A 16,779-nucleotide genomic window follows, 5' to 3' on the forward strand; every position below is an offset into this window, starting at 1 on the left:
GACGTTAACCGTTCAGTCTTTAGATTTATCGTGTACCGGCCCGGACACCGAGCCGATACACACTCACACCTGGAGGTGTCCGGTCATGCACTCAGACGTGCTGTCACCTCGTTCAGTTGCCCCGACAACCCGTGCAGATTCTGGCTCGCCGCTTCGGTGCGCTGCACGTTGTCCAGATTGGTACTGGCGATGCTGGTGATCTCGGTGAGATTGCGCGAAATGTCTTCGGCCACCGAGGTCTGCTCTTCGGCGGCGGTGGCGATTTGGCGGTTCATGTCTCGAATCGCTTCAACCGCCGCAGTGATGCGCTCCAGCATTGCGCCGGCCTGAGTGACCTGCTCGACGCTTTCTTCACTGCGCGACTGACCACTCTCTATCGCCTGGGCCGCATCCACTGCACCGGTCTGCACGGTCTGGATGATCTGATTGATCTCGATGATCGACGCCGCGGTGCGCTGAGCCAAACTGCGCACTTCATCAGCCACCACAGCGAATCCACGCCCGGCCTCACCGGCCCGGGCCGCTTCAATGGCAGCGTTGAGCGCCAGCAGGTTGGTCTGTTCAGCAATCCCCCGGATCACTTCCAGCACCTTGCCGATGCGCCCGCTGTCGGTCTCCAGGCGACGAATCACCGTGGCGGTATTGGCGATTTCACCGCGCATCTGAGTGATGGTGTGAATCGTCCCCTGCATGACCTTTTCGCCCTGCTGAGCCGAGTGATCGGCATCATCGGCAGCCCGCGCCGCGTCGGCGGCGTGGCGGGCGACTTCCTGAGCGGTGGCAGACATTTCGTTCATCGCCGTGGCGACTTGATCGGTGCGGTTGAATTGCTCGTTGGTACCTTGGGCCATAAGGCTTGCAATCGAATTCAGCTCACCGCTGGCGCTGTCCAGATCCGAGGCACTGCGCTGCAAATGGCTGAAGGTTTCTGCCAGGAAATCCCTTAACGTATTGGCGGCAACGGCCAGCTTGCCCAACTCATCCTGACGATTGCTCGCCACCCGCTCGGCAAAGCGACCCTGGCTGAGTTGCGCCACATACTCGATCAGCTTGCGGATCGGCTCCACCAGATGGCGGTTGACCAGCCACAGGCTGAACAGGCCGATCAACAGGCCCGAAGCAAGCATCACCACAATTCCCAGCAGCACAGTGCGATCGGCGCTGGCGCTGATCAATGTCGATTGCTCGGTGCCTTGCTTGCGTAACTCGTTGACCAGCTCGCTCATTTGCTCACTGGCGGCACGGTCCACGCCTTTGACCGCAACGTCTCCGGCCGTTGGATCAGCACCCGCTGCGACATAAGCGTCGCGACCCTTCTGATAGGCCGTGCCCAAGGCCCGGTGTTCTTCACGCAGTCGCTCGATGCGTGCCTTGAGCTGTGCATCGATTCCCTGTTGGCTGGCCAGCTGGCCAAGAATGCCCTGAACATCGCGTTGGCGATCTTCAAATTGCTTCCAGTACTTGTCCAGCTCAGCCGGTTGCTTGCCACGTAACAGGACGTTTTTCCATTCCTGAACCTGAACCTTGAATTGCAGGTTGGCCTCATCGATCAGTTGCGAGGTATGCAGCGGGCCTTCGATCAGGTTTCGATAGCTCTGAACCCCGTTGGAGAGAAAGTGAAAGCAGGTCAGGGCGATCAACAACATCGCGAACAGGCTGCCGCTCAGCAGCGCCAGGATTTGAGCTCTCAGGGACTTTTGCAAAAACATCGTATGGGATCTCATGCCAGGGATAAAGCAGGCCATCTAGGGGCATGCATGACGTCCAGACATCCCTGTCACCAACAACCAGGCCTATGGCCCAAACGCGAAAGGTTACGTGAGCGTGATCGGCGCGCCGTGCGCATTCTTTAATGGGGCCGACCACCGGTCATGACTCGCGCCGCCAAACCGTCACAAAACTGTCAAACAGCCTTGCCATGATGCGGCTCAAGTGAACCTGTGAAACGTCCTACAGGCACATCCCGCCAGCGAGACTCCATGAACCACAGCATCGACCAAAGCCATCGCGATACTGATCTGTTTGGCCTGCTCTACGGCTTCAGTTTTCGCCCAGGCGAACGCGGCCGTGAGATCGATTCGGCCAAGGCTCTGGAATACTTGCAGCAACCCGGTGACCCCGACGAGTTTCTCTGGTTGCACCTGAACCTGGCCCACGCCGCCTGCGAGCGCTGGATGAAAACCCATTTGGCGTTGCCGGAAGAATTCTTCGAGGCGCTGCATGAAGGTTCACGCTCCACACGCATAGAACACGTCGATTCGGCGCTGCTGGCAGTGGTCAACGATGTGGTGTTCAACCTGAGCAGCATGGTGTCTTCGGACATCTCGACCCTTTGGGTCTGCGCCCGCAGTCGCCTGATCATCAGTGCTCGCCTGCAACCCTTGCACTCGGTGGACAAGCTGCGCTCCTCGGTGAAGGCCGGTGAGCGCTTTCGCTCACCGCTGGAACTGCTGGTGCATCTGCTGCGTGATCAGGGCGAAGTGCTGACCCAGATCGTGCGTAAAACCAGCATCAGTGTCGATCAGATCGAAGACCAGTTATTGTCCTCACGCCTGTCCACCAACCGCGCCGAACTGGGTGCCAACCGCCGGGTGCTGGTGCGCCTGCAACGCTTGTTGGCGCTTGAGCCAGGTTCGTTGCTACGGCTGCTCAACCGCCCACCGCAGTGGTTGCAGAAGGACGACGTCAAGGAGCTGCGCAAGTCCACCGAGGAGTTTGCGCTGATCATCAACGACCTCATGGCCCTGGGCGAACGCATCAAGCTGTTGCAAGAAGAAATCGCCGCCAACCTCAACGAACAAAGCAACCGCACCTTGTTCACCCTGACCGTGGTCACCGTGCTGGCGCTGCCGATTAACATCATTGCCGGGTTCTTCGGCATGAACGTTGGCGGTATCCCGCTTTCGGGCGACCCCGAGGGTTTCTGGATTCTAGTGGCACTGGTGGCGACCTTTACCGTGCTGGCCGGACGGTGGGCGTTTCGCAAACGGCAGGATTATTGAGTCAAGTGGGCTTAAAGGATTTCAGGCCCGGCACAATCCCTGTAGCAGCTGCCGCCAGGCTGCGTTCGGTCTGGGCTGCAGTCAGACAGAGCGGTCGTAAATCCTGCCTCCACGGTTAACCTGAAAAACTGCGGTGTCTGATTTTACGACTGCTTCACAGCCGGACGTAGCCTGACGGCAACTGCTACGAAATGCGCGCGGTCCCGGGAAGCGCACTCCGGCTCGTTAACCCGACCTGCAAGCCAAACGCCAACACCCCGGTCAACGGTGCCGAAAAACTGCTCAGCCCGCCTCCCACAAACATCAACACCAAGCCCAGTGCCGTCCCGCCAAACCAGGCCGTCAGCCCGACCGGGTTGAACGCCGCCACGCTGTGTATCGCCGTCACATCGCTACGCCCATAGAGAATTTGCGCAAGCGCAACACCCACCCACGCCACCACGAAAATACCCTGATAAGCCAGTGCCTTGAGCAGATAGGCGAACACATCCGCCAGCATCAGCCCATACACAATCAACCCCACCGCCACCGCCCACATCAGGTACGAACCACGCAAGCCGAAGCGGGCGAAGAACGCCTGCATGTTCAGCGTCGCGAGGTAGTAATTGGCGGTGTTGATCCGGGTCTGCGTAGCCCAGACGAACAGTAAGCCCCACAACCCCATCAACTGCAGAATCGCCATCACCACCGAAACTTCGTTCAGCGCACCTTCATGGGGAATGCTGCTGACCAGGTAGATCCCGGCTGCGCCGTTGAGCAGGAAAGTCACCGCATAAAACGGCATGCCGAAGTTCCAGCGACCGTGGTAGGTGGCGTCTTCAGGCTTGCCGAAGCGGGCGTAGTCGAAGGTGAACAGCATCAGCACCCAAACGCCCATGTAGGCGACGAAACAATCCCACCAGCCGAACGCGCTGGGTGTCGCTGGACCGAAATCCAGCCATTGCGGCTGGTAGCCATAGCGGACAATGGACAGGCCGACCGCGAACAGCAAACCGCCGAGATAGACCGGTAGCAGCACGCCGTTAAGCTTGTCCAGCCAGTGCTGCACGCTGCCCAGAATCATCGGCACGCTGTACAGCACCACCAGCAAGGCTGCGAGTGGATAGACCAGTTCCGGGTACAAATGATTGAGCGCCACGGCGATCACCGAGCCTTCGAACACCGCGTAATAGATCGCCGTGGAGAAGAAGATCAGCGTCGCCAGACAGGCACCCGTGCGACCGAACAACAGCCGTGAAAACAGCGCCACCGACAGGCCGCTGCGAATGGCGAAACGGCTGAGGACCGAGTTGATGAGACCGTAGCTGATCACCGACAGCAGCATGCCAATCAGCGCATTACGTGTGCCGTAGGACAACGCCAACGACGCGCCAACCACGATGTAGAACATCGCGCTGCACACGGCCCACCAGGCCATGGTCAGGGACAGTCGGCCCATCCGTGCATCTGCCGGGACCGGAACGCTGGTCGGGTCCTGCCCGGTTTGACTCGATTGCGATAAAGCAGCCATATGCGTGAACTCCAAAACCAATCAAAGGTTGAAGCGCGGGCAGCCGCCACCGCACCGAAGTGCGGTGATTGCTAACCTTTTGGCATTACCCGCGCCAAGCTGCGGGCAGAATCAGGACGGGAACAGCTTGCTCAGACAACTGAGTTTTTTCTTATAGGAGCGCCGAGCCTCCAGCGCCTCTTCGAGGGTCACCGCGACAAAACGGGCCTTTTGATTCGGTTGCATCTGACCGATCAGGTCAAGGTCAGCGCTGATCACCGTGCCGATCATCGCGTAACCGCCACCGGACACCGCATCGCGATGCAACACGATCGGTTCGAGCCCGGCCGGAACCTGGATCGAGCCGATGGGATAACAACTGTCGACGATGTTCGACGGATCGGAACCGGCGCCGAACGGCTGTTCGCGCGGCTGGAAAGTCAGCGCACTACCGCCCTTGAAGCGATAGCCGATGCGGTCCGCTTCCGAGCCGACGGTCCAGGGTTCGGCGAAAAAACTCGCCGCGGCAGATTCAGTCAGGCGGTGGTAATACAGACCCGGTACCACCCGCAGAGTGATCTCGCCGCCCAGTGCCTGACGCAACGCCATCGGCAAACTGGCCCCGGCGCGGCTCTTGCCACTGTCGATGCCAATCGGCAATTGATCGCCAATCGCCAGGCGTCGTCCTTGATAACCACCCAGCGCACCGAGGGCGTAAGTCGAACGACTGCCGAGCACCAACGGCACATCGATGCCGCCAGCCACTGCCAGATAAGCCCGGGCGCCAGCCTTGGGAAAGTCAAAGCGCAGCACCTGCCCGGCGCGCACGGTGAAGGCGGTGTCGGGGTGCATCTCGACACCGTCGACCCGTGGCGTCATGTGTGCGCCGCAGACCGCCACCAAAGCGTCCTGCTGAAATTCCAGCTCTGGGCCGAGCAACGTGCACTCCAGCGCTGCCGCCCCTGCTGGGTTGCCGACCAACTGGTTGGCGGCGCTCAGAGCGTATTGATCCAGCGCGCCGGATGGCGGAATGCCAAGGTGGTAGTAGCCTTCGCGGCCCAGGTCCTGGACCGAGGTGGCCAGGCCGGGTTTGAGCACCTTGATCATGCCAGCACCTCCTGCAAAGATTTGGGATAACCAATCGGGTCAGCCAGAAACGCGTCCAGCGAAAACTCCACCGGACGAATGCGCAGGTCAAAACGCCCGGCCTCGACTTCAGCCACCGCATGGTCGTAAGCCTCGCGATCCATGGGTTTGAACTGAACGATATCGCCGGGACGGAAGAACACCATGTGCTCTTTCAAATAGGCGAGGTTCTGTGCCGGGTCGTAGATCGGCGCCGGGGTGACGCCGAACATTTGATAACCGCCGGCACCGCGTACCGAGTAAATGCAGCCAAAGCAGCCGCCATGGCCGAGGGTCAGTTTCGGGGTGTCGGTGCGCGGCCGCAGGTACTTGGGTACCTGCAACTGCCGCTCGCGCTCGACCATCTGGAACATGAAGGGCAAGCCGGCGACGAAGCCGACCATCGAGACAAACCACGGCGCGCCACTGTGGGCGGCGATAAAAGCGTCGACGTCAGCCAGGCCATTGATCCGCGCGGCGTACTCCAGGTCCGTGGCGCTCGGGTCTTGATGGCGGTCGCGAAAACGCATCAGGGTTTCGTGGGTCCAGGGATCGTTGTACAGCACCGGAATTTCGATGATCCGCGTGTGTAACGTACGCTCGGCCACGGCCTCGGCTTCCGCGCCTTTCACCACTTCGAGCAGGGCGTGCGGAGCGATGCGATCCGGGTCGAAACGAATCTGGAACGAGGCGTTGGCCAGGCACACATCGAGCACGCCTTCGAGCGCCAGACGCTCCACTGCACGGGTCACCGCCATGCCTTTGAAGAACGCCTCCAGGGACATGCTTTCGCTGACCTCAGCAAACAGATGTTCATCGCCGCCAAAGCTGTAGCGGATTGGACTGCTCATGACTCACCTCCGCTGCGGCGCTCGGCCAGCCAGGTTTCCAGGGTGCCGGTATGGAAGTCGGCGCTGTGCAGCCACGGCTCATCCAGCAGTTCGCGATGCAGCGACAAGGTACTGGCCATGCCGGTCAACGTTGTATGTTCCAGCGCGATCCGAGCGCGAGCCAAGGCTTCGGCACGATCGCGGCCATGCACAATCAACTTGGCCAACAGCGAGTCATAGTACGGCGGCACGCGGTAACCGGGATACAGATGGGTATCGACGCGCACGCCGGCACCTTGAGGCCAGATCAGTTCTTCCACCAGCCCGGGACTCGGGAAAAAATCTCGCGCCGGGTCTTCAGCGTTCAGACGCATTTGCACCGCGGCGCCGTGCATCTGGATATCACTCTGGCGCAGCCCCAGCGGCTCGCCGCCAGCGATACGCAACATCGCCTGGACCAGATCGATGCCGGTGATCAGTTCACTGACCGGGTGCTCGACCTGAATCCGCGTGTTCATCTCGATAAAAAAGAACTCACCGGTGCTGTCGTCGTAGAGGTATTCCAAGGTACCGGCGCCCTTGTAGCCAAGGGCTTCAGTCAGGCGAACGGCACTGGAACAGAGAGCCTCACGTTGCTGTGAATTCAAAACCGGGGACGGCGCCTCTTCAAAGATTTTCTGCCGACGCCGTTGCAGTGAGCATTCGCGTTCGAACAAATGCACGGCATGTTTACCGTCGCCCAGTACCTGGACTTCGATATGCCGAGCCTTGCTGATAAAGCGCTCCAGATACACCGCTCCGTTGCCGAACGCCGCTTGCGCTTCACGCTGGGAACGAGGGAATTCCTCGGCCAGTTGGGCGGCGTTTTCAGCCAGGCGAATACCGCGCCCGCCGCCACCCGCCGAGGCTTTGATCAGCAGCGGAAAACCCACCGATTCGGCGGCCTTCAACGCGGACTCGAGGTCAAACAGTTCACCGGGCGAGCCCGGCACTACCGGCACGCCTGCAGCCTGCGCAGTGCGCCGCGCTTCGGCCTTGTCGCCCATGCGCCGAATGGTCTCCGGGCTTGGACCAACGAAGATCGCTCCGGCCGCTTGCACCGCTTCGGCGAACGCTGCGTTCTCGGACAGGAAGCCGTAGCCTGGATGCACTGCATTGGCGCCGCTGGCGTTCAAAGCGCCGAGCAGGGCCTCGACATTCAGGTAACTTTTATCGGCACGGGCCGGGCCAAGGACCTGCACCTCATCGGCCATGCGCGCCGCCAGCGAATCGACATCCGCCTCGCTGCACGCGGCGACAGTCGGGATGCCCAGTTCTTTCGCGGCGCGAATAATCCGCACAGCGATTTCACCGCGATTGGCGATCAACAGTTTGGTAATGCGCTGAGTCATGATCGCGTCCTCACTCGTCGTCGAGTGTCGCGACGATCTGACCCGGTTCCACCGGATCGCCGTCTTCCACCCTAAAGGCTGTCACACGACCGGCCGTCCCGGCGGTCAGTTCGGAAAACTGCTTCATGACCTCGATCAGACCAATCACGGTGTCAGCGCTAACCTGCGCACCGACCTCGACAAAGTCCGGCGACTCGGGCGTGGCCTTGCGGTAGAACGTCCCCGGCAACGGGGTGATAACAGTGTATTCGGCCATGTCTGTTCCTCTTGGAATAGTTGTAGAAAGGCAGGCAAAAAGTGAAACCAGTTTTGAACCCCCGCGTCTGAGCGCGTGGTGTTCCGTTAAAACGTCATCGGGGAGCGCACACCTCGATCCCGGCCTGATCGAGCGCGGCACGTGTAGCCTCGACCAGATCCAGCGCACCCGGCGTGTCGCTGTGCAGGCAGATGGAGTCAAATTCGATGGCCAGGTCTTCACCCTCGACAGTACGTACCAGGCCTTGCTGACAAGCGCGCAATACCTTGGCGGCGACGGCGGCCGGATCAAGTGCCCGAACGTTGCGGGTGAACACGATGGAGCCGCTGAGGTCGTAATCGCGGTCGGCGTAAAACTCGCGAATCACGGGTTGGCCCAGCTCGGTAGCAATGCGCCAGATCACTGAATTCGGCATGCAATACAGCAGCAGTTCAGGGTCGAGGCGGTTGAGGTTTTCGACAAATAGCCGCGCTGCCTCCTCGTCCCGGGCCAGGTGCATGTAGAGCGCGCCGTGGGGTTTGATGTGTTGCAGCGGCACGCCTTGAACGCGGGCCATTTCCCGCAGGGCGCCGAGTTGGTAGAGCATGTCGTCCACCAGCTCCTGGGCCGGTGCATTGATGTGCCGACGACCGAAACCCACCAAGTCGCGAAACCCCGGATGAGCACCGATGGCCACGCCCAGCCGTTTGGCCTGCTCGACGGTGCGACGCATCGTGCCGGGGTCGCCGGCATGGAAACCGGTAGCGATATTGGCCGAGCTGATGAAAGCCATCAGCTCATTGTCGACGCCATCGCCGATGGTCCACGGGCCGAAGCTTTCACCCATGTCCGAATTGAAATCCACTGCCTGCATCACGCTTGCTCCTGACTCTTGTGACTTCATGCAGGCCACGTTAAATTCCCGCCACCCCCTTGGGAAGATCTATTAACAGATAGGGTATCTTCTGAAAAACAGATACCTTAAAACCTGTCTACCCCTCAGGAAACGACCATGTCCCTTACCCTGCGTCAGGTCCGCTATTTCGTCGCCACCGCCGAAATCGGGCAGATTTCCCAAGCGGCGATCCATCTGAATATTTCTCAGTCGGCGGTGACCACGGCGATCAAGGAACTAGAGGGGATGCTAGGCACGTTGTTGTTTCAGCGCTCGGCCCAGGGCATGAGCCTGACCGATGCCGGGCGGCATTTTCTCAATCGGGCCTACGTGATTTTGCGCAGTGTCGACGATGCACTGAACAGCCCGCTACCGGACTATCGCGCCAGTGGCGTGCTGCGCGTCGCGGCCAGCTATACGGTGATCGGCTACTTCCTGCCCCATCACCTGCAACTCCTGAGCCACTGGCATCCGGACGTCGCCATCGAGGTCCATGAGCAGGAACGTCAGGCCATTGAGCAAGGCCTGTTGGAAGGTCGTTTTGACATGGCAGTGGTGCTGACCGCCAACCTCACCCACCCGGACATCGTCTCGGAAATTCTCTTCAATTCCGAACGTCGCTTGTGGCTGCCCAGCCATCACCCGCTGTGTGAGCGCTCGGCGGTGAGCCTGGCAGATGTGGCGCAAGAACCCTACATCCTGTTGACCGTCGATGAAGCCGAACAAAGCGCAATGCGCTATTGGGAACACGCCGGCCAACAACCCAAAGTACGGGTGCGCACCAGTTCAGTGGAAGCGGTGCGCAGCATGGTCGCCAACGGCAGCGGCGTGGCGATCCTCTCCGACCTCGTTCACCGCCCCTGGTCGCTGGAAGGCAAACGCATCGAAACCCTGACCGTGACCGACCCGGTGACGCCCATGAGCGTCGGCCTGGCCTGGCACCGCGAGCACGCCTTTACCCCGGCGATGCAAGCGTTCCGTGATTATTTCCACGATGCGTTCCTGGCGCCGCAGCAGCATTCGGTGCGGCGTTGATTGCGGTGGATCACGTCATCCGACTCAGCTGCACCCGCTCGCGCACCACGTCATATGCCCAGTGGTAGAGGTAGGTGTACGGCAGGAAAAACAGCAGCACGCCGAGGTCCAGGATCAATGCCTGCAACAGGCTGATGTTCAGCCACCAGGCAATCAACGGCACGCTGACCGCCACCAGACCGCCTTCGAACAACAGCGCATGCAGTACGCGGGTCCAGCCGTTCTGAGCCACGCTAAAGCGCTTGAGCAGACGGTCGAACAGGCCGTTGAACAGTACGTTCCAGCCCAGTGCGATCAAGCCAATGGCGATGGTCGCAACGCCCATATCGAGTACCGGCTTATCCATCAGCCAGGCGAGCAACGGCGTACACACTATGACGGCGAGAACTTCAAAACCAATGGCCTGGAAAATACGTTCAGTAATGGATTTGTGGGTGCTCATGACTAAGCTCCTTAAGTGACTGTGTTGCCATCATTGCCCATCCAGCCGATACTTCATAACCAATAACCATCGATCAAGGCGATAGTTCATGGCATCCCACGAAGTGTTGCTGGCGTTTGTCCAGGCAGCGACCCAAGGCTCGTTCTCTGCGGCTGCACGCAAGCTAGGCAGGAGTCAGTCGACCATCAGCGCGGCCGTCGCCAGTCTGGAAATCGACCTGGACGTGATTCTGTTCGATCGCAGCAGCCGTAAACCAACCCTTACCCCGGCCGGGCACGTGATGCTGCAGCGCGCCGAAGACATCCTGGCCGCGACCAGTCGGCTGGAAATGGCCGCCAGCCAGCTGTCACAAGGCTTTGAGCCGAAGCTGACCGTGGCCCTTTCCGACACCTATCAGTCCGACCGTTTCGAAGCGTGCTTGAGTGCATTCGAGCAGCGTTACCCGGACCTGGAACTCGAATGCCTGATCGCCGAATGCGACGACCTGGTGGCGCTGGTCCAGCGCGGCCGGGCGCAGATTGCCTTCGCCGAGATGCAACCGAGCTACCCGGCGGACCTTGCCAGTTCGACGGTCGACGAACGCACGGAAATTGCACTGTTTGTATCCCGCGAGCATCCGCTGGCCGCGCTGAAAAAGGTCAACAAGGACACCTTGCAACAACATCGAGAGTTGCGCCTGGCGACCATCGTCAATCCTTATGAAACCCGCGCGCAGGGCCGCGTCTGGTCGGCACCGAGTTACTTGATGCTGCTGGAAATGGCTCAGCGGGGGTTCGGCTGGGCGCCATTACCGCGCTGGCTGGTCGGCCGCTTTGGCGCCGGCTCACTCCATGAACTCAACGTGCGCGGCTGGCCACGGCCGGTGGCAGTGGATGCACTGTGGTCACGTCTGCATCCGCCGGGCCCGGCGGGGAGTTGGTTGCTGGGGAAAATGTTGGAGTAAAACCGCGCTTAGAACAGTTTCAGCTCTTCAAGCCGCCGCTCGATAAACCGCCGTTCCGGTACTTGCTGAGTCAGTTCAAGGGCACGCTGATAAGCCTCTCTGGCTTGCTCGACGCGCCCCAACTGCCGGCAAAACTCGGCCCGTGACGCATGTGCCAGGTGGTAATCGAGCAACTCGCCTCGGGCCAGAATCCCCTCGATCAATTCCAGCCCCGCCAGCGGTCCATCACGCTTGGCCAGGGCCACCGCGCGATTCAACTCGATCACCGGTGAAGGCACCGCCCGCAGCAATACGTCATAAAGCCCGACGATCTCGACCCAGTCGGTTTCCTCTGCTGTCGGTGCTTCGGCATGCACCGCCGCGATCGCGGCTTGCAGGCAGTATGGGCCGAAGCGTCGAGTGCTCAGCGCCTGCTCCACCCACCCACAACCTTCGGCAATCAGTTCGGTATTCCACAGCGAACGGTCTTGCTCATCCAGCACAATCAGTTCGCCCGCCGCCGAGGTCCGGGCCGGGCGTCGCGACTCGTGCAGCAGCATCAGCGCAAGCAGCCCCATCACCTCGGGTTCCGGCAGCAACTCCATCAGCAAACGAGCAAGGCGTATGGCCTCGGTGGTCAGATCTTCACGCGTCAACTGCGCGCCCATCGAAGCCGAGTAACCTTCGTTGAAAACCAGATAAATCACCCGCAATACGCTGTCCAAACGCTCGGGTAGTTCAGCCATGGACGGCACTTGATAGGGGATTTTTGCGTCACGAATTTTCGCCTTGGCGCGCACGATGCGCTGGGCGATGGTGGCCGGTGCCGTGAGAAAGGCCCGGGCGATTTCCTCAGTGGTCAGGTCGCAGATTTCTCGAAGCGTCAACGGTACCTGAGCGTCCGCCGCCAAGGCCGGGTGACAACAGGTAAAGATCAATCGTAGACGATCATCCTCCACGTCTTCCTCGCTCCAGTCGGCCTCTTCGAGCTCTTCCACCTGGCTGACCAACGCCGCCTGAGAGGCACTGAAACGCGCCCGCCGACGCAACCCGTCAATGGCCTTGAAGCGCCCGACCGACACCAGCCAGGTGCGCGGATTGTCTGGCACGCCGTCACGCTGCCAGCGCTCGACCGCGACGAAGAAGGCCTCATGCAAAGCCTCTTCGGCAAGGTCGAAATCACCGAGCAGGCGAATCAGGGTCGCGAGTATCCGCCGTGACTCGGTGCGATAAACCGTCTCGACCAGTGCCTTGACCGCCCCGCTCGCGTCCCCTGGCATCAGTCAGGCATGCCTTCGGTTACCAGCGTTACCAGTCGGTCCAGGCTTTGTCCCCAACCGTCATGAAAACCCATCGCCTCGTGAGCCTGACGATCCTCTTCAGTCCAGTGAATGGCGCGCGCGGTGTAGAGCGTTTTTCCGTAGACCTCTTCAAGGGTCACTTCGGCGGTCATGAAGGGTTTCCCCGAGGGAATCCAGCCCGGTTTGAAGGCATCGGTGAAGACGATCCGCCGTGGCGCGACGATCTCCAGGTAGACACCCTGGGTGGGATATTCGCTGCCGTCCGGCGCGCGCATCAGGGTGCGAAACTGGCCTCCGACCCACAGGTCCATCTCACATTCCGGCGTGGTCATGCCATGGGGGCCCCACCACTGCGCCAGCAATTGCGGTTCGGTCCAGGCACGGAAGATCTTGGCGCGGGGGGCATCAATCAAACGGCTGATGGATAACTCAAATTCAGCAGGCTGCTGCTGAGCTGGTTGAGCGGTCATCGAGTATCTCCTGCTTATGAGTGTTATCAGGGATTCAATTCACGTACGGGGCGCACTTCAACACTGCCAACCCGGGCCGCTGGGATGTTGCCAGCGACCTGAATGGCCTCGTTGAGGTCCTTGGCATCGATCAGATAAAAACCGGCCAATTGCTCTTTGGTTTCAGCGAATGGCCCGTCGGTGATCGACAACTTGCCATTGCGCATGCGCACGGTGGTGGCGGTCTGCACCGACTCCAGCGCCTCGGCAGCGAGCATCCGGCCACTGCCCTGAACCGACTCGGCGTAGGCCATGCACTCCACATCCTTCGGGCTGTCGGGATGACTGTGCAGCTGATGCTCGTCGCTGTAGACCAGGCATAGGTATTTCATGAAATTCTCCGTCATCAAGCTGATCAACTATGGCTGCTGATTCGAGGTTTGGCGAAAATCCCGACGATCAGGGTTGCAGATCGAACAACGCCGTACCGCTCATCGTGATGAGTTGTCGAGCGGCCGCTGGTGCACAGCGTTCAAATCGAGAAGACACCACTAGTCGTCTGGCATAAACCGAAATCGACACGATCGACGTGTTGCCACAAAAATATTTCTGCCCGCCGCAAACTCGTTAGAATCCAGACCTCACATTCGTCGCAACACGGACATCGCTCGTGACTACTCAGCTTGTGCCCTACGAAAGCCTGACTCCCACTCAGCGCCAACAAGTCGAAGCCATCGAAATCCCTGCGCAGCAAAAGGAATTCTCAGGCGATATTCACGGTGCCTTGCACAGCCTGCTGTCCAAACCCAACCCTGGCGTCAAAGGCTTCGCCCTGCTCTCGCAGGAAATTCCCGTGGCCTTCCTGCTGCTCAAACGTCCGCCGTGCCTTCCCCATTGGGCCGATGAAGACACCGCCACACTGCACGCCCTGCAAGTCGACCACCGCGTCCAAGGCAAAGGCTATGGCAAAGCCTGCCTGCAAGCCCTGCCGCTAGTCGCTCGTCAGGCCTGGCCGGAAATCAATGGGTTGATGCTCTCGGTGGACGCTCACAATAAAGTGGCGCTCGACCTGTACCTCAAGCAAGGTTGGGTCGATACCGGCGAAGCGTATAAGGGCCGGATCGGCTATGAACGCAGGCTGGCCCTGGCCTTCTGAACACGCGACAGTCTTTATTGAGCCAAAAAAAGGGCCGCGCTGAGGCGCAATGCTGTTCAGTTAAGGAAATGAGGTCTCTTTTGTAGGAGCAGCCGGTCGACGCTCGATTGCTCGCGATGGACTCAAGGGCGGCGCGTTTATTCAGAAAACACGCGTTATCGTTAACATCCATCGCGAGCAAGCTCGCTCCTACAGGGTCGCAGCGCTCGCTTAACTGAACAGCATTGCGCTCTGAGGCGGCCCTTGGCGTTTACATCACAGACTCAACGCCATTTCATGCCAGGCCATCCCGCCATGGTCGGATGCTGAAGCCTTGAGGTAGATAAAACCGAACTGCTCATAAAACGGTACATGCCGCTCTTTGCACATCAGGTGGATGCTTGCCTTGTTCAGGCCTCGCATGCGGGTAATGAACTCGCTCATCAAGCGCTTCGCCAAACCCTGCCCTTGATAATCCGGATGCACCACCACCGACATGATCACCACATGCGGCCCGTCCGGGTCATGGCCGATCAGTTCCTTGAAGGCTTCATCAGCCATTTCCACCTGGTAAGCAGCGCCGGAGTTGATGAAGCCTGCGACCACACCATCGACTTCAGCCACGATAAATCCCTGAGGCCAAGTGGCAATGCGCGTGGCGATTTTCTCCCGGGTTGCGGCTTCGTCGCCCTCGTAAGCAACCGATTCGATGGCAAAACAGCGGTCCAGATCAGCGGACCGGACCACGCGGATAACAGTGTTTGACGATTTCATAGGAGACAACGGCTACCTTGTAAGGTGAAGACGACAGACGCAATGGCAGGTGATTTTAACAACAGCTGAGGACAGGGGATCTTTGATGCGGCAGTTTCTGACAAAATTTTGGATGCAACTCGATGATGGCCTCACCAAGGACGTCTTCGACAATCTCAGAAACTTTCTGATGTGCGCCCTGCTATTCGCTGCGGGCAACGATGCTTTACGCGGCGACTCGCGGCTGTTCCTGGGCTTGTTCGTTTCTCATCTGGCCGGTTGGGGGTTGATCTGTCTGGCGGCGCTCCTAATGCTGTTGAACATCTGCGATGGCCTGAAAAAGCTCTCGAAGCTGCGCTATCACGTCGCCCTTCAAGTGCTGGTGTGTTTGCTTTACATCATCCTGGCGGAGCGCATCGTCGAGATGGTCTGGAACTACAGATCGCCTTGATCGCGAGCAGCGCTCCTTGCTGCCCGCGACTGGCTTCGACAGAGTCAGTCGGGCTTGAGCGGCAGCCAAATCTCCAGAACGCCTGACCCCGTTTGTGGGTTGAAGTCTGCGCTGTAGCGTTCGAACTCCGGCGCAACCGCCGCTGTATGACCGGACTTGGGCAGCCAGGTTTTCCAGATGTATTGAAAGGTCTTGGGCAACGTAGCCAGCGAGCCTTTATGCACGAACACCGCATAGCGCTGTGGCTGTACTTCGATCCAGCGGTACTGCTCAGGCAAATCATCGAGCTTGCTGATTTCGACACCGGCGATGTATTCAAAACCGCCCTTGCCGTCCGGGTTGCAACAAATGCCGTAGGTTACGTCGTCCTTTTGGCCCGGGACTTTGCCGATATGCGGAATGAATTTTTCCCAAAGCTGTGGGATGCCTTGAGTTGTCTCGGTAGTAAACCGCCCGCCAAGTCCCGCAATCAGAAAAAAATGTCCATGTTCAAAGCGCGGCTCAGCAACCACGAAGTTTTTTTGCTCGTCCATGAAGGCGACCTCAATGAAAGATGGGTTCGGCTGGGAGTATAGAAGCCAAACCAGATTCCCCCAGTCAAAGCCCCGGAAGTTCAGCCACACCCGCCGAGCCGACAAACTCCCGATAGCCAGAAACAATCACGTAGACCGCGAAATAGCAGAAGATCGCCGCAGATGCCATGTATGAGTAGCGCAACAGTTTGTCGCCCAACAACTTGCCACCTTGGGTCGCGGCCAGGCACAAACCACCACACCAAAGCAGCCCGGCACAGAAGAATCCCGCCAGAAACAACCCGGAGCTGAGCAGACTCCCGCCACCGGAACGAGCAATGAGCGTGCCGCCGACTGCTGCGAACCAGAGGATGGCGCTCGGCGAGGACATTGCCAGAAAGATCCCGCGAAAAAACTCACGCCGATGGGAGCCGCTGCTCACCTCGCCCGCCTCGGCCAGCGTCGCTTGATGATAGATCGCCGAATAGATCATTTTCGCCGCGAAGTACAACAACAATGCTGAACCGCCGACCCACAGTACCCAGCGCACGGCCGCGTACTGCAACAGCACCGTCATGCCGGCCAATGCCAGCAGTGCGTAGATCAGATCACCCACGCAGGTCCCGAGCCCAAGGGCAAAACCCTGAAAGTAACCGCGTTGCATGGCGAGGGTGATCATCGCGATATTGGCCACGCCGATATCCAGGCACAGCGAAAGGCTCAGCAAGAAACCACTGGTAAATTCCATCGTTCATTCCATCGAAAGCGGTAGGTTGTGAGCAGGTATTAAACGCTGCATTTTTAATGCGGCT

At 59.6% G+C, this 16,779-nt stretch carries 19 protein-coding genes; 5 read left to right on the plus strand and 14 right to left on the minus strand.

Annotated features, from left to right (window positions below):
* Nucleotides 1–83 precede the first annotated feature (83 nt).
* Complete coding sequence (locus tag ACZYSM_RS22925) at nt 84–1,709, minus strand: methyl-accepting chemotaxis protein (RefSeq protein WP_489074880.1); 1,626 nt, start codon at nt 1,707–1,709, stop codon at nt 84–86.
* A 270-nt stretch (nt 1,710–1,979) separates the two neighbouring features.
* On the opposite strand from ACZYSM_RS22925, the gene ACZYSM_RS22930 reads away from it, so the two are divergent.
* A complete protein-coding gene (locus ACZYSM_RS22930) occupies nt 1,980–3,002 on the plus strand; it encodes a transporter (RefSeq protein ID WP_489074882.1) in 1,023 nt (340 codons plus the stop codon).
* Nucleotides 3,003–3,186: 184 nt separating this feature from the next.
* Here the strand turns inward: ACZYSM_RS22930 and ACZYSM_RS22935 are convergent, their stop codons facing one another.
* From ACZYSM_RS22935 to ACZYSM_RS22960, 6 genes are all read right to left on the minus strand, one after another.
* Nucleotides 3,187–4,512 (minus strand): purine-cytosine permease family protein, encoded by a 1,326-nt coding sequence (locus tag ACZYSM_RS22935; RefSeq protein ID WP_489074884.1) that lies wholly within the window; start codon nt 4,510–4,512, stop codon nt 3,187–3,189.
* 111 nt (nt 4,513–4,623) lie between these two features.
* Complete coding sequence (locus tag ACZYSM_RS22940; RefSeq protein WP_489074886.1) at nt 4,624–5,598, minus strand: 5-oxoprolinase subunit C family protein; 975 nt, start codon at nt 5,596–5,598, stop codon at nt 4,624–4,626.
* Nucleotides 5,595–6,467 carry a 5-oxoprolinase subunit B family protein gene (locus ACZYSM_RS22945; protein WP_489074888.1) on the minus strand — a complete coding sequence of 291 codons (873 nt, stop codon included), beginning with the start codon at nt 6,465–6,467 and terminating at the stop codon, nt 5,595–5,597. Before ACZYSM_RS22945 ends, ACZYSM_RS22940 begins: the two co-directional genes overlap by 4 nt.
* Entirely contained in the window at nt 6,464–7,837 is a 1,374-nt protein-coding gene (locus tag ACZYSM_RS22950) for an acetyl-CoA carboxylase biotin carboxylase subunit (RefSeq protein ID WP_489074890.1), read from the minus strand. The genes ACZYSM_RS22945 and ACZYSM_RS22950 overlap by 4 nt, the downstream gene beginning before the upstream one ends.
* A gap of 10 nt (nt 7,838–7,847) precedes the next feature.
* Nucleotides 7,848–8,093, minus strand: a complete 246-nt coding sequence (locus ACZYSM_RS22955; protein ID WP_489074892.1) for an acetyl-CoA carboxylase — start codon at nt 8,091–8,093, stop codon at nt 7,848–7,850.
* Nucleotides 8,094–8,187: 94 nt separating this feature from the next.
* Nucleotides 8,188–8,946, minus strand: a complete 759-nt coding sequence (locus ACZYSM_RS22960; RefSeq protein WP_489074894.1) for a 5-oxoprolinase subunit PxpA — start codon at nt 8,944–8,946, stop codon at nt 8,188–8,190.
* A 138-nt stretch (nt 8,947–9,084) separates the two neighbouring features.
* Between ACZYSM_RS22960 and ACZYSM_RS22965 the strand changes: the two genes are divergently transcribed.
* The gene (locus ACZYSM_RS22965; protein WP_489074896.1) at nt 9,085–10,002 is read left to right on the plus strand and encodes a LysR family transcriptional regulator; all 918 of its coding nucleotides are present in this window, start codon (nt 9,085–9,087) and stop codon (nt 10,000–10,002) included.
* Nucleotides 10,003–10,012: 10 nt separating this feature from the next.
* Here the strand turns inward: ACZYSM_RS22965 and ACZYSM_RS22970 are convergent, their stop codons facing one another.
* The gene (locus ACZYSM_RS22970) at nt 10,013–10,444 is read right to left on the minus strand and encodes a multidrug/biocide efflux PACE transporter (RefSeq protein WP_489074898.1); all 432 of its coding nucleotides are present in this window, start codon (nt 10,442–10,444) and stop codon (nt 10,013–10,015) included.
* An 88-nt stretch (nt 10,445–10,532) separates the two neighbouring features.
* On the opposite strand from ACZYSM_RS22970, the gene ACZYSM_RS22975 reads away from it, so the two are divergent.
* Nucleotides 10,533–11,387 carry a LysR family transcriptional regulator gene (locus tag ACZYSM_RS22975; RefSeq protein ID WP_489074900.1) on the plus strand — a complete coding sequence of 285 codons (855 nt, stop codon included), beginning with the start codon at nt 10,533–10,535 and terminating at the stop codon, nt 11,385–11,387.
* Between the two features lie 8 nt (nt 11,388–11,395).
* Here ACZYSM_RS22975 and ACZYSM_RS22980 read toward each other — a convergent pair whose 3' ends face one another.
* The 3 genes from ACZYSM_RS22980 to ACZYSM_RS22990 are packed head-to-tail and all read right to left on the minus strand — an operon-like array spanning nt 11,396 to nt 13,508.
* Nucleotides 11,396–12,646 carry an RNA polymerase sigma factor gene (locus ACZYSM_RS22980; protein WP_489074902.1) on the minus strand — a complete coding sequence of 417 codons (1,251 nt, stop codon included), beginning with the start codon at nt 12,644–12,646 and terminating at the stop codon, nt 11,396–11,398.
* Nucleotides 12,646–13,137: an SRPBCC family protein gene (locus tag ACZYSM_RS22985; protein ID WP_489074904.1), complete on the minus strand. Its 492-nt coding sequence runs from the start codon at nt 13,135–13,137 to the stop codon at nt 12,646–12,648. The genes ACZYSM_RS22980 and ACZYSM_RS22985 overlap by 1 nt, the downstream gene beginning before the upstream one ends.
* A gap of 26 nt (nt 13,138–13,163) precedes the next feature.
* Nucleotides 13,164–13,508, minus strand: coding sequence for a YciI family protein (locus ACZYSM_RS22990; RefSeq protein ID WP_489074906.1), 345 nt, complete (start codon nt 13,506–13,508; stop codon nt 13,164–13,166).
* Nucleotides 13,509–13,786: 278 nt separating this feature from the next.
* Between ACZYSM_RS22990 and ACZYSM_RS22995 the strand changes: the two genes are divergently transcribed.
* Nucleotides 13,787–14,272, plus strand: a complete 486-nt coding sequence (locus ACZYSM_RS22995; protein WP_489074907.1) for a GNAT family N-acetyltransferase — start codon at nt 13,787–13,789, stop codon at nt 14,270–14,272.
* Nucleotides 14,273–14,527: 255 nt separating this feature from the next.
* Here ACZYSM_RS22995 and ACZYSM_RS23000 read toward each other — a convergent pair whose 3' ends face one another.
* A complete protein-coding gene (locus tag ACZYSM_RS23000) occupies nt 14,528–15,025 on the minus strand; it encodes a GNAT family N-acetyltransferase (RefSeq protein ID WP_489074909.1) in 498 nt (165 codons plus the stop codon).
* A 112-nt stretch (nt 15,026–15,137) separates the two neighbouring features.
* Here ACZYSM_RS23000 and ACZYSM_RS23005 point away from each other — a divergent pair, with 112 nt between their 5' ends.
* Entirely contained in the window at nt 15,138–15,455 is a 318-nt protein-coding gene (locus ACZYSM_RS23005; protein ID WP_489074911.1) for a hypothetical protein, read from the plus strand.
* A gap of 44 nt (nt 15,456–15,499) precedes the next feature.
* Here ACZYSM_RS23005 and ACZYSM_RS23010 read toward each other — a convergent pair whose 3' ends face one another.
* Nucleotides 15,500–15,988, minus strand: coding sequence for a GyrI-like domain-containing protein (locus tag ACZYSM_RS23010; RefSeq protein ID WP_489074913.1), 489 nt, complete (start codon nt 15,986–15,988; stop codon nt 15,500–15,502).
* Between the two features lie 64 nt (nt 15,989–16,052).
* Complete coding sequence (locus tag ACZYSM_RS23015; protein ID WP_489074915.1) at nt 16,053–16,715, minus strand: LysE family translocator; 663 nt, start codon at nt 16,713–16,715, stop codon at nt 16,053–16,055.
* Nucleotides 16,716–16,779: the final 64 nt, after the last annotated feature.

This window comes from Pseudomonas sp. F220, from assembly GCF_057813935.1.

Coding starts and splice junctions, on each gene's coding strand:
- ACZYSM_RS22980 (WP_489074902.1), bottom strand. CDS start 12,646: ATGCCAGGGGACGCGAGCGGGGCGGTCAAGGCACTGGTCGAGACGGTT.
- ACZYSM_RS22965 (WP_489074896.1), top strand. CDS start 9,085: ATGTCCCTTACCCTGCGTCAGGTCCGCTATTTCGTCGCCACCGCCGAA.
- ACZYSM_RS22990 (WP_489074906.1), bottom strand. CDS start 13,508: ATGAAATACCTATGCCTGGTCTACAGCGACGAGCATCAGCTGCACAGT.
- ACZYSM_RS23010 (WP_489074913.1), bottom strand. CDS start 15,988: ATGGACGAGCAAAAAAACTTCGTGGTTGCTGAGCCGCGCTTTGAACAT.
- ACZYSM_RS23000 (WP_489074909.1), bottom strand. CDS start 15,025: ATGAAATCGTCAAACACTGTTATCCGCGTGGTCCGGTCCGCTGATCTG.
- ACZYSM_RS22985 (WP_489074904.1), bottom strand. CDS start 13,137: ATGACCGCTCAACCAGCTCAGCAGCAGCCTGCTGAATTTGAGTTATCC.
- ACZYSM_RS22975 (WP_489074900.1), top strand. CDS start 10,533: ATGGCATCCCACGAAGTGTTGCTGGCGTTTGTCCAGGCAGCGACCCAA.
- ACZYSM_RS22945 (WP_489074888.1), bottom strand. CDS start 6,467: ATGAGCAGTCCAATCCGCTACAGCTTTGGCGGCGATGAACATCTGTTT.
- ACZYSM_RS22935 (WP_489074884.1), bottom strand. CDS start 4,512: ATGGCTGCTTTATCGCAATCGAGTCAAACCGGGCAGGACCCGACCAGC.
- ACZYSM_RS23005 (WP_489074911.1), top strand. CDS start 15,138: ATGCAACTCGATGATGGCCTCACCAAGGACGTCTTCGACAATCTCAGA.
- ACZYSM_RS22940 (WP_489074886.1), bottom strand. CDS start 5,598: ATGATCAAGGTGCTCAAACCCGGCCTGGCCACCTCGGTCCAGGACCTG.
- ACZYSM_RS22955 (WP_489074892.1), bottom strand. CDS start 8,093: ATGGCCGAATACACTGTTATCACCCCGTTGCCGGGGACGTTCTACCGC.
- ACZYSM_RS22930 (WP_489074882.1), top strand. CDS start 1,980: ATGAACCACAGCATCGACCAAAGCCATCGCGATACTGATCTGTTTGGC.
- ACZYSM_RS22960 (WP_489074894.1), bottom strand. CDS start 8,946: ATGCAGGCAGTGGATTTCAATTCGGACATGGGTGAAAGCTTCGGCCCG.
- ACZYSM_RS22970 (WP_489074898.1), bottom strand. CDS start 10,444: ATGAGCACCCACAAATCCATTACTGAACGTATTTTCCAGGCCATTGGT.
- ACZYSM_RS23015 (WP_489074915.1), bottom strand. CDS start 16,715: ATGGAATTTACCAGTGGTTTCTTGCTGAGCCTTTCGCTGTGCCTGGAT.
- ACZYSM_RS22925 (WP_489074880.1), bottom strand. CDS start 1,709: ATGTTTTTGCAAAAGTCCCTGAGAGCTCAAATCCTGGCGCTGCTGAGC.
- ACZYSM_RS22950 (WP_489074890.1), bottom strand. CDS start 7,837: ATGACTCAGCGCATTACCAAACTGTTGATCGCCAATCGCGGTGAAATC.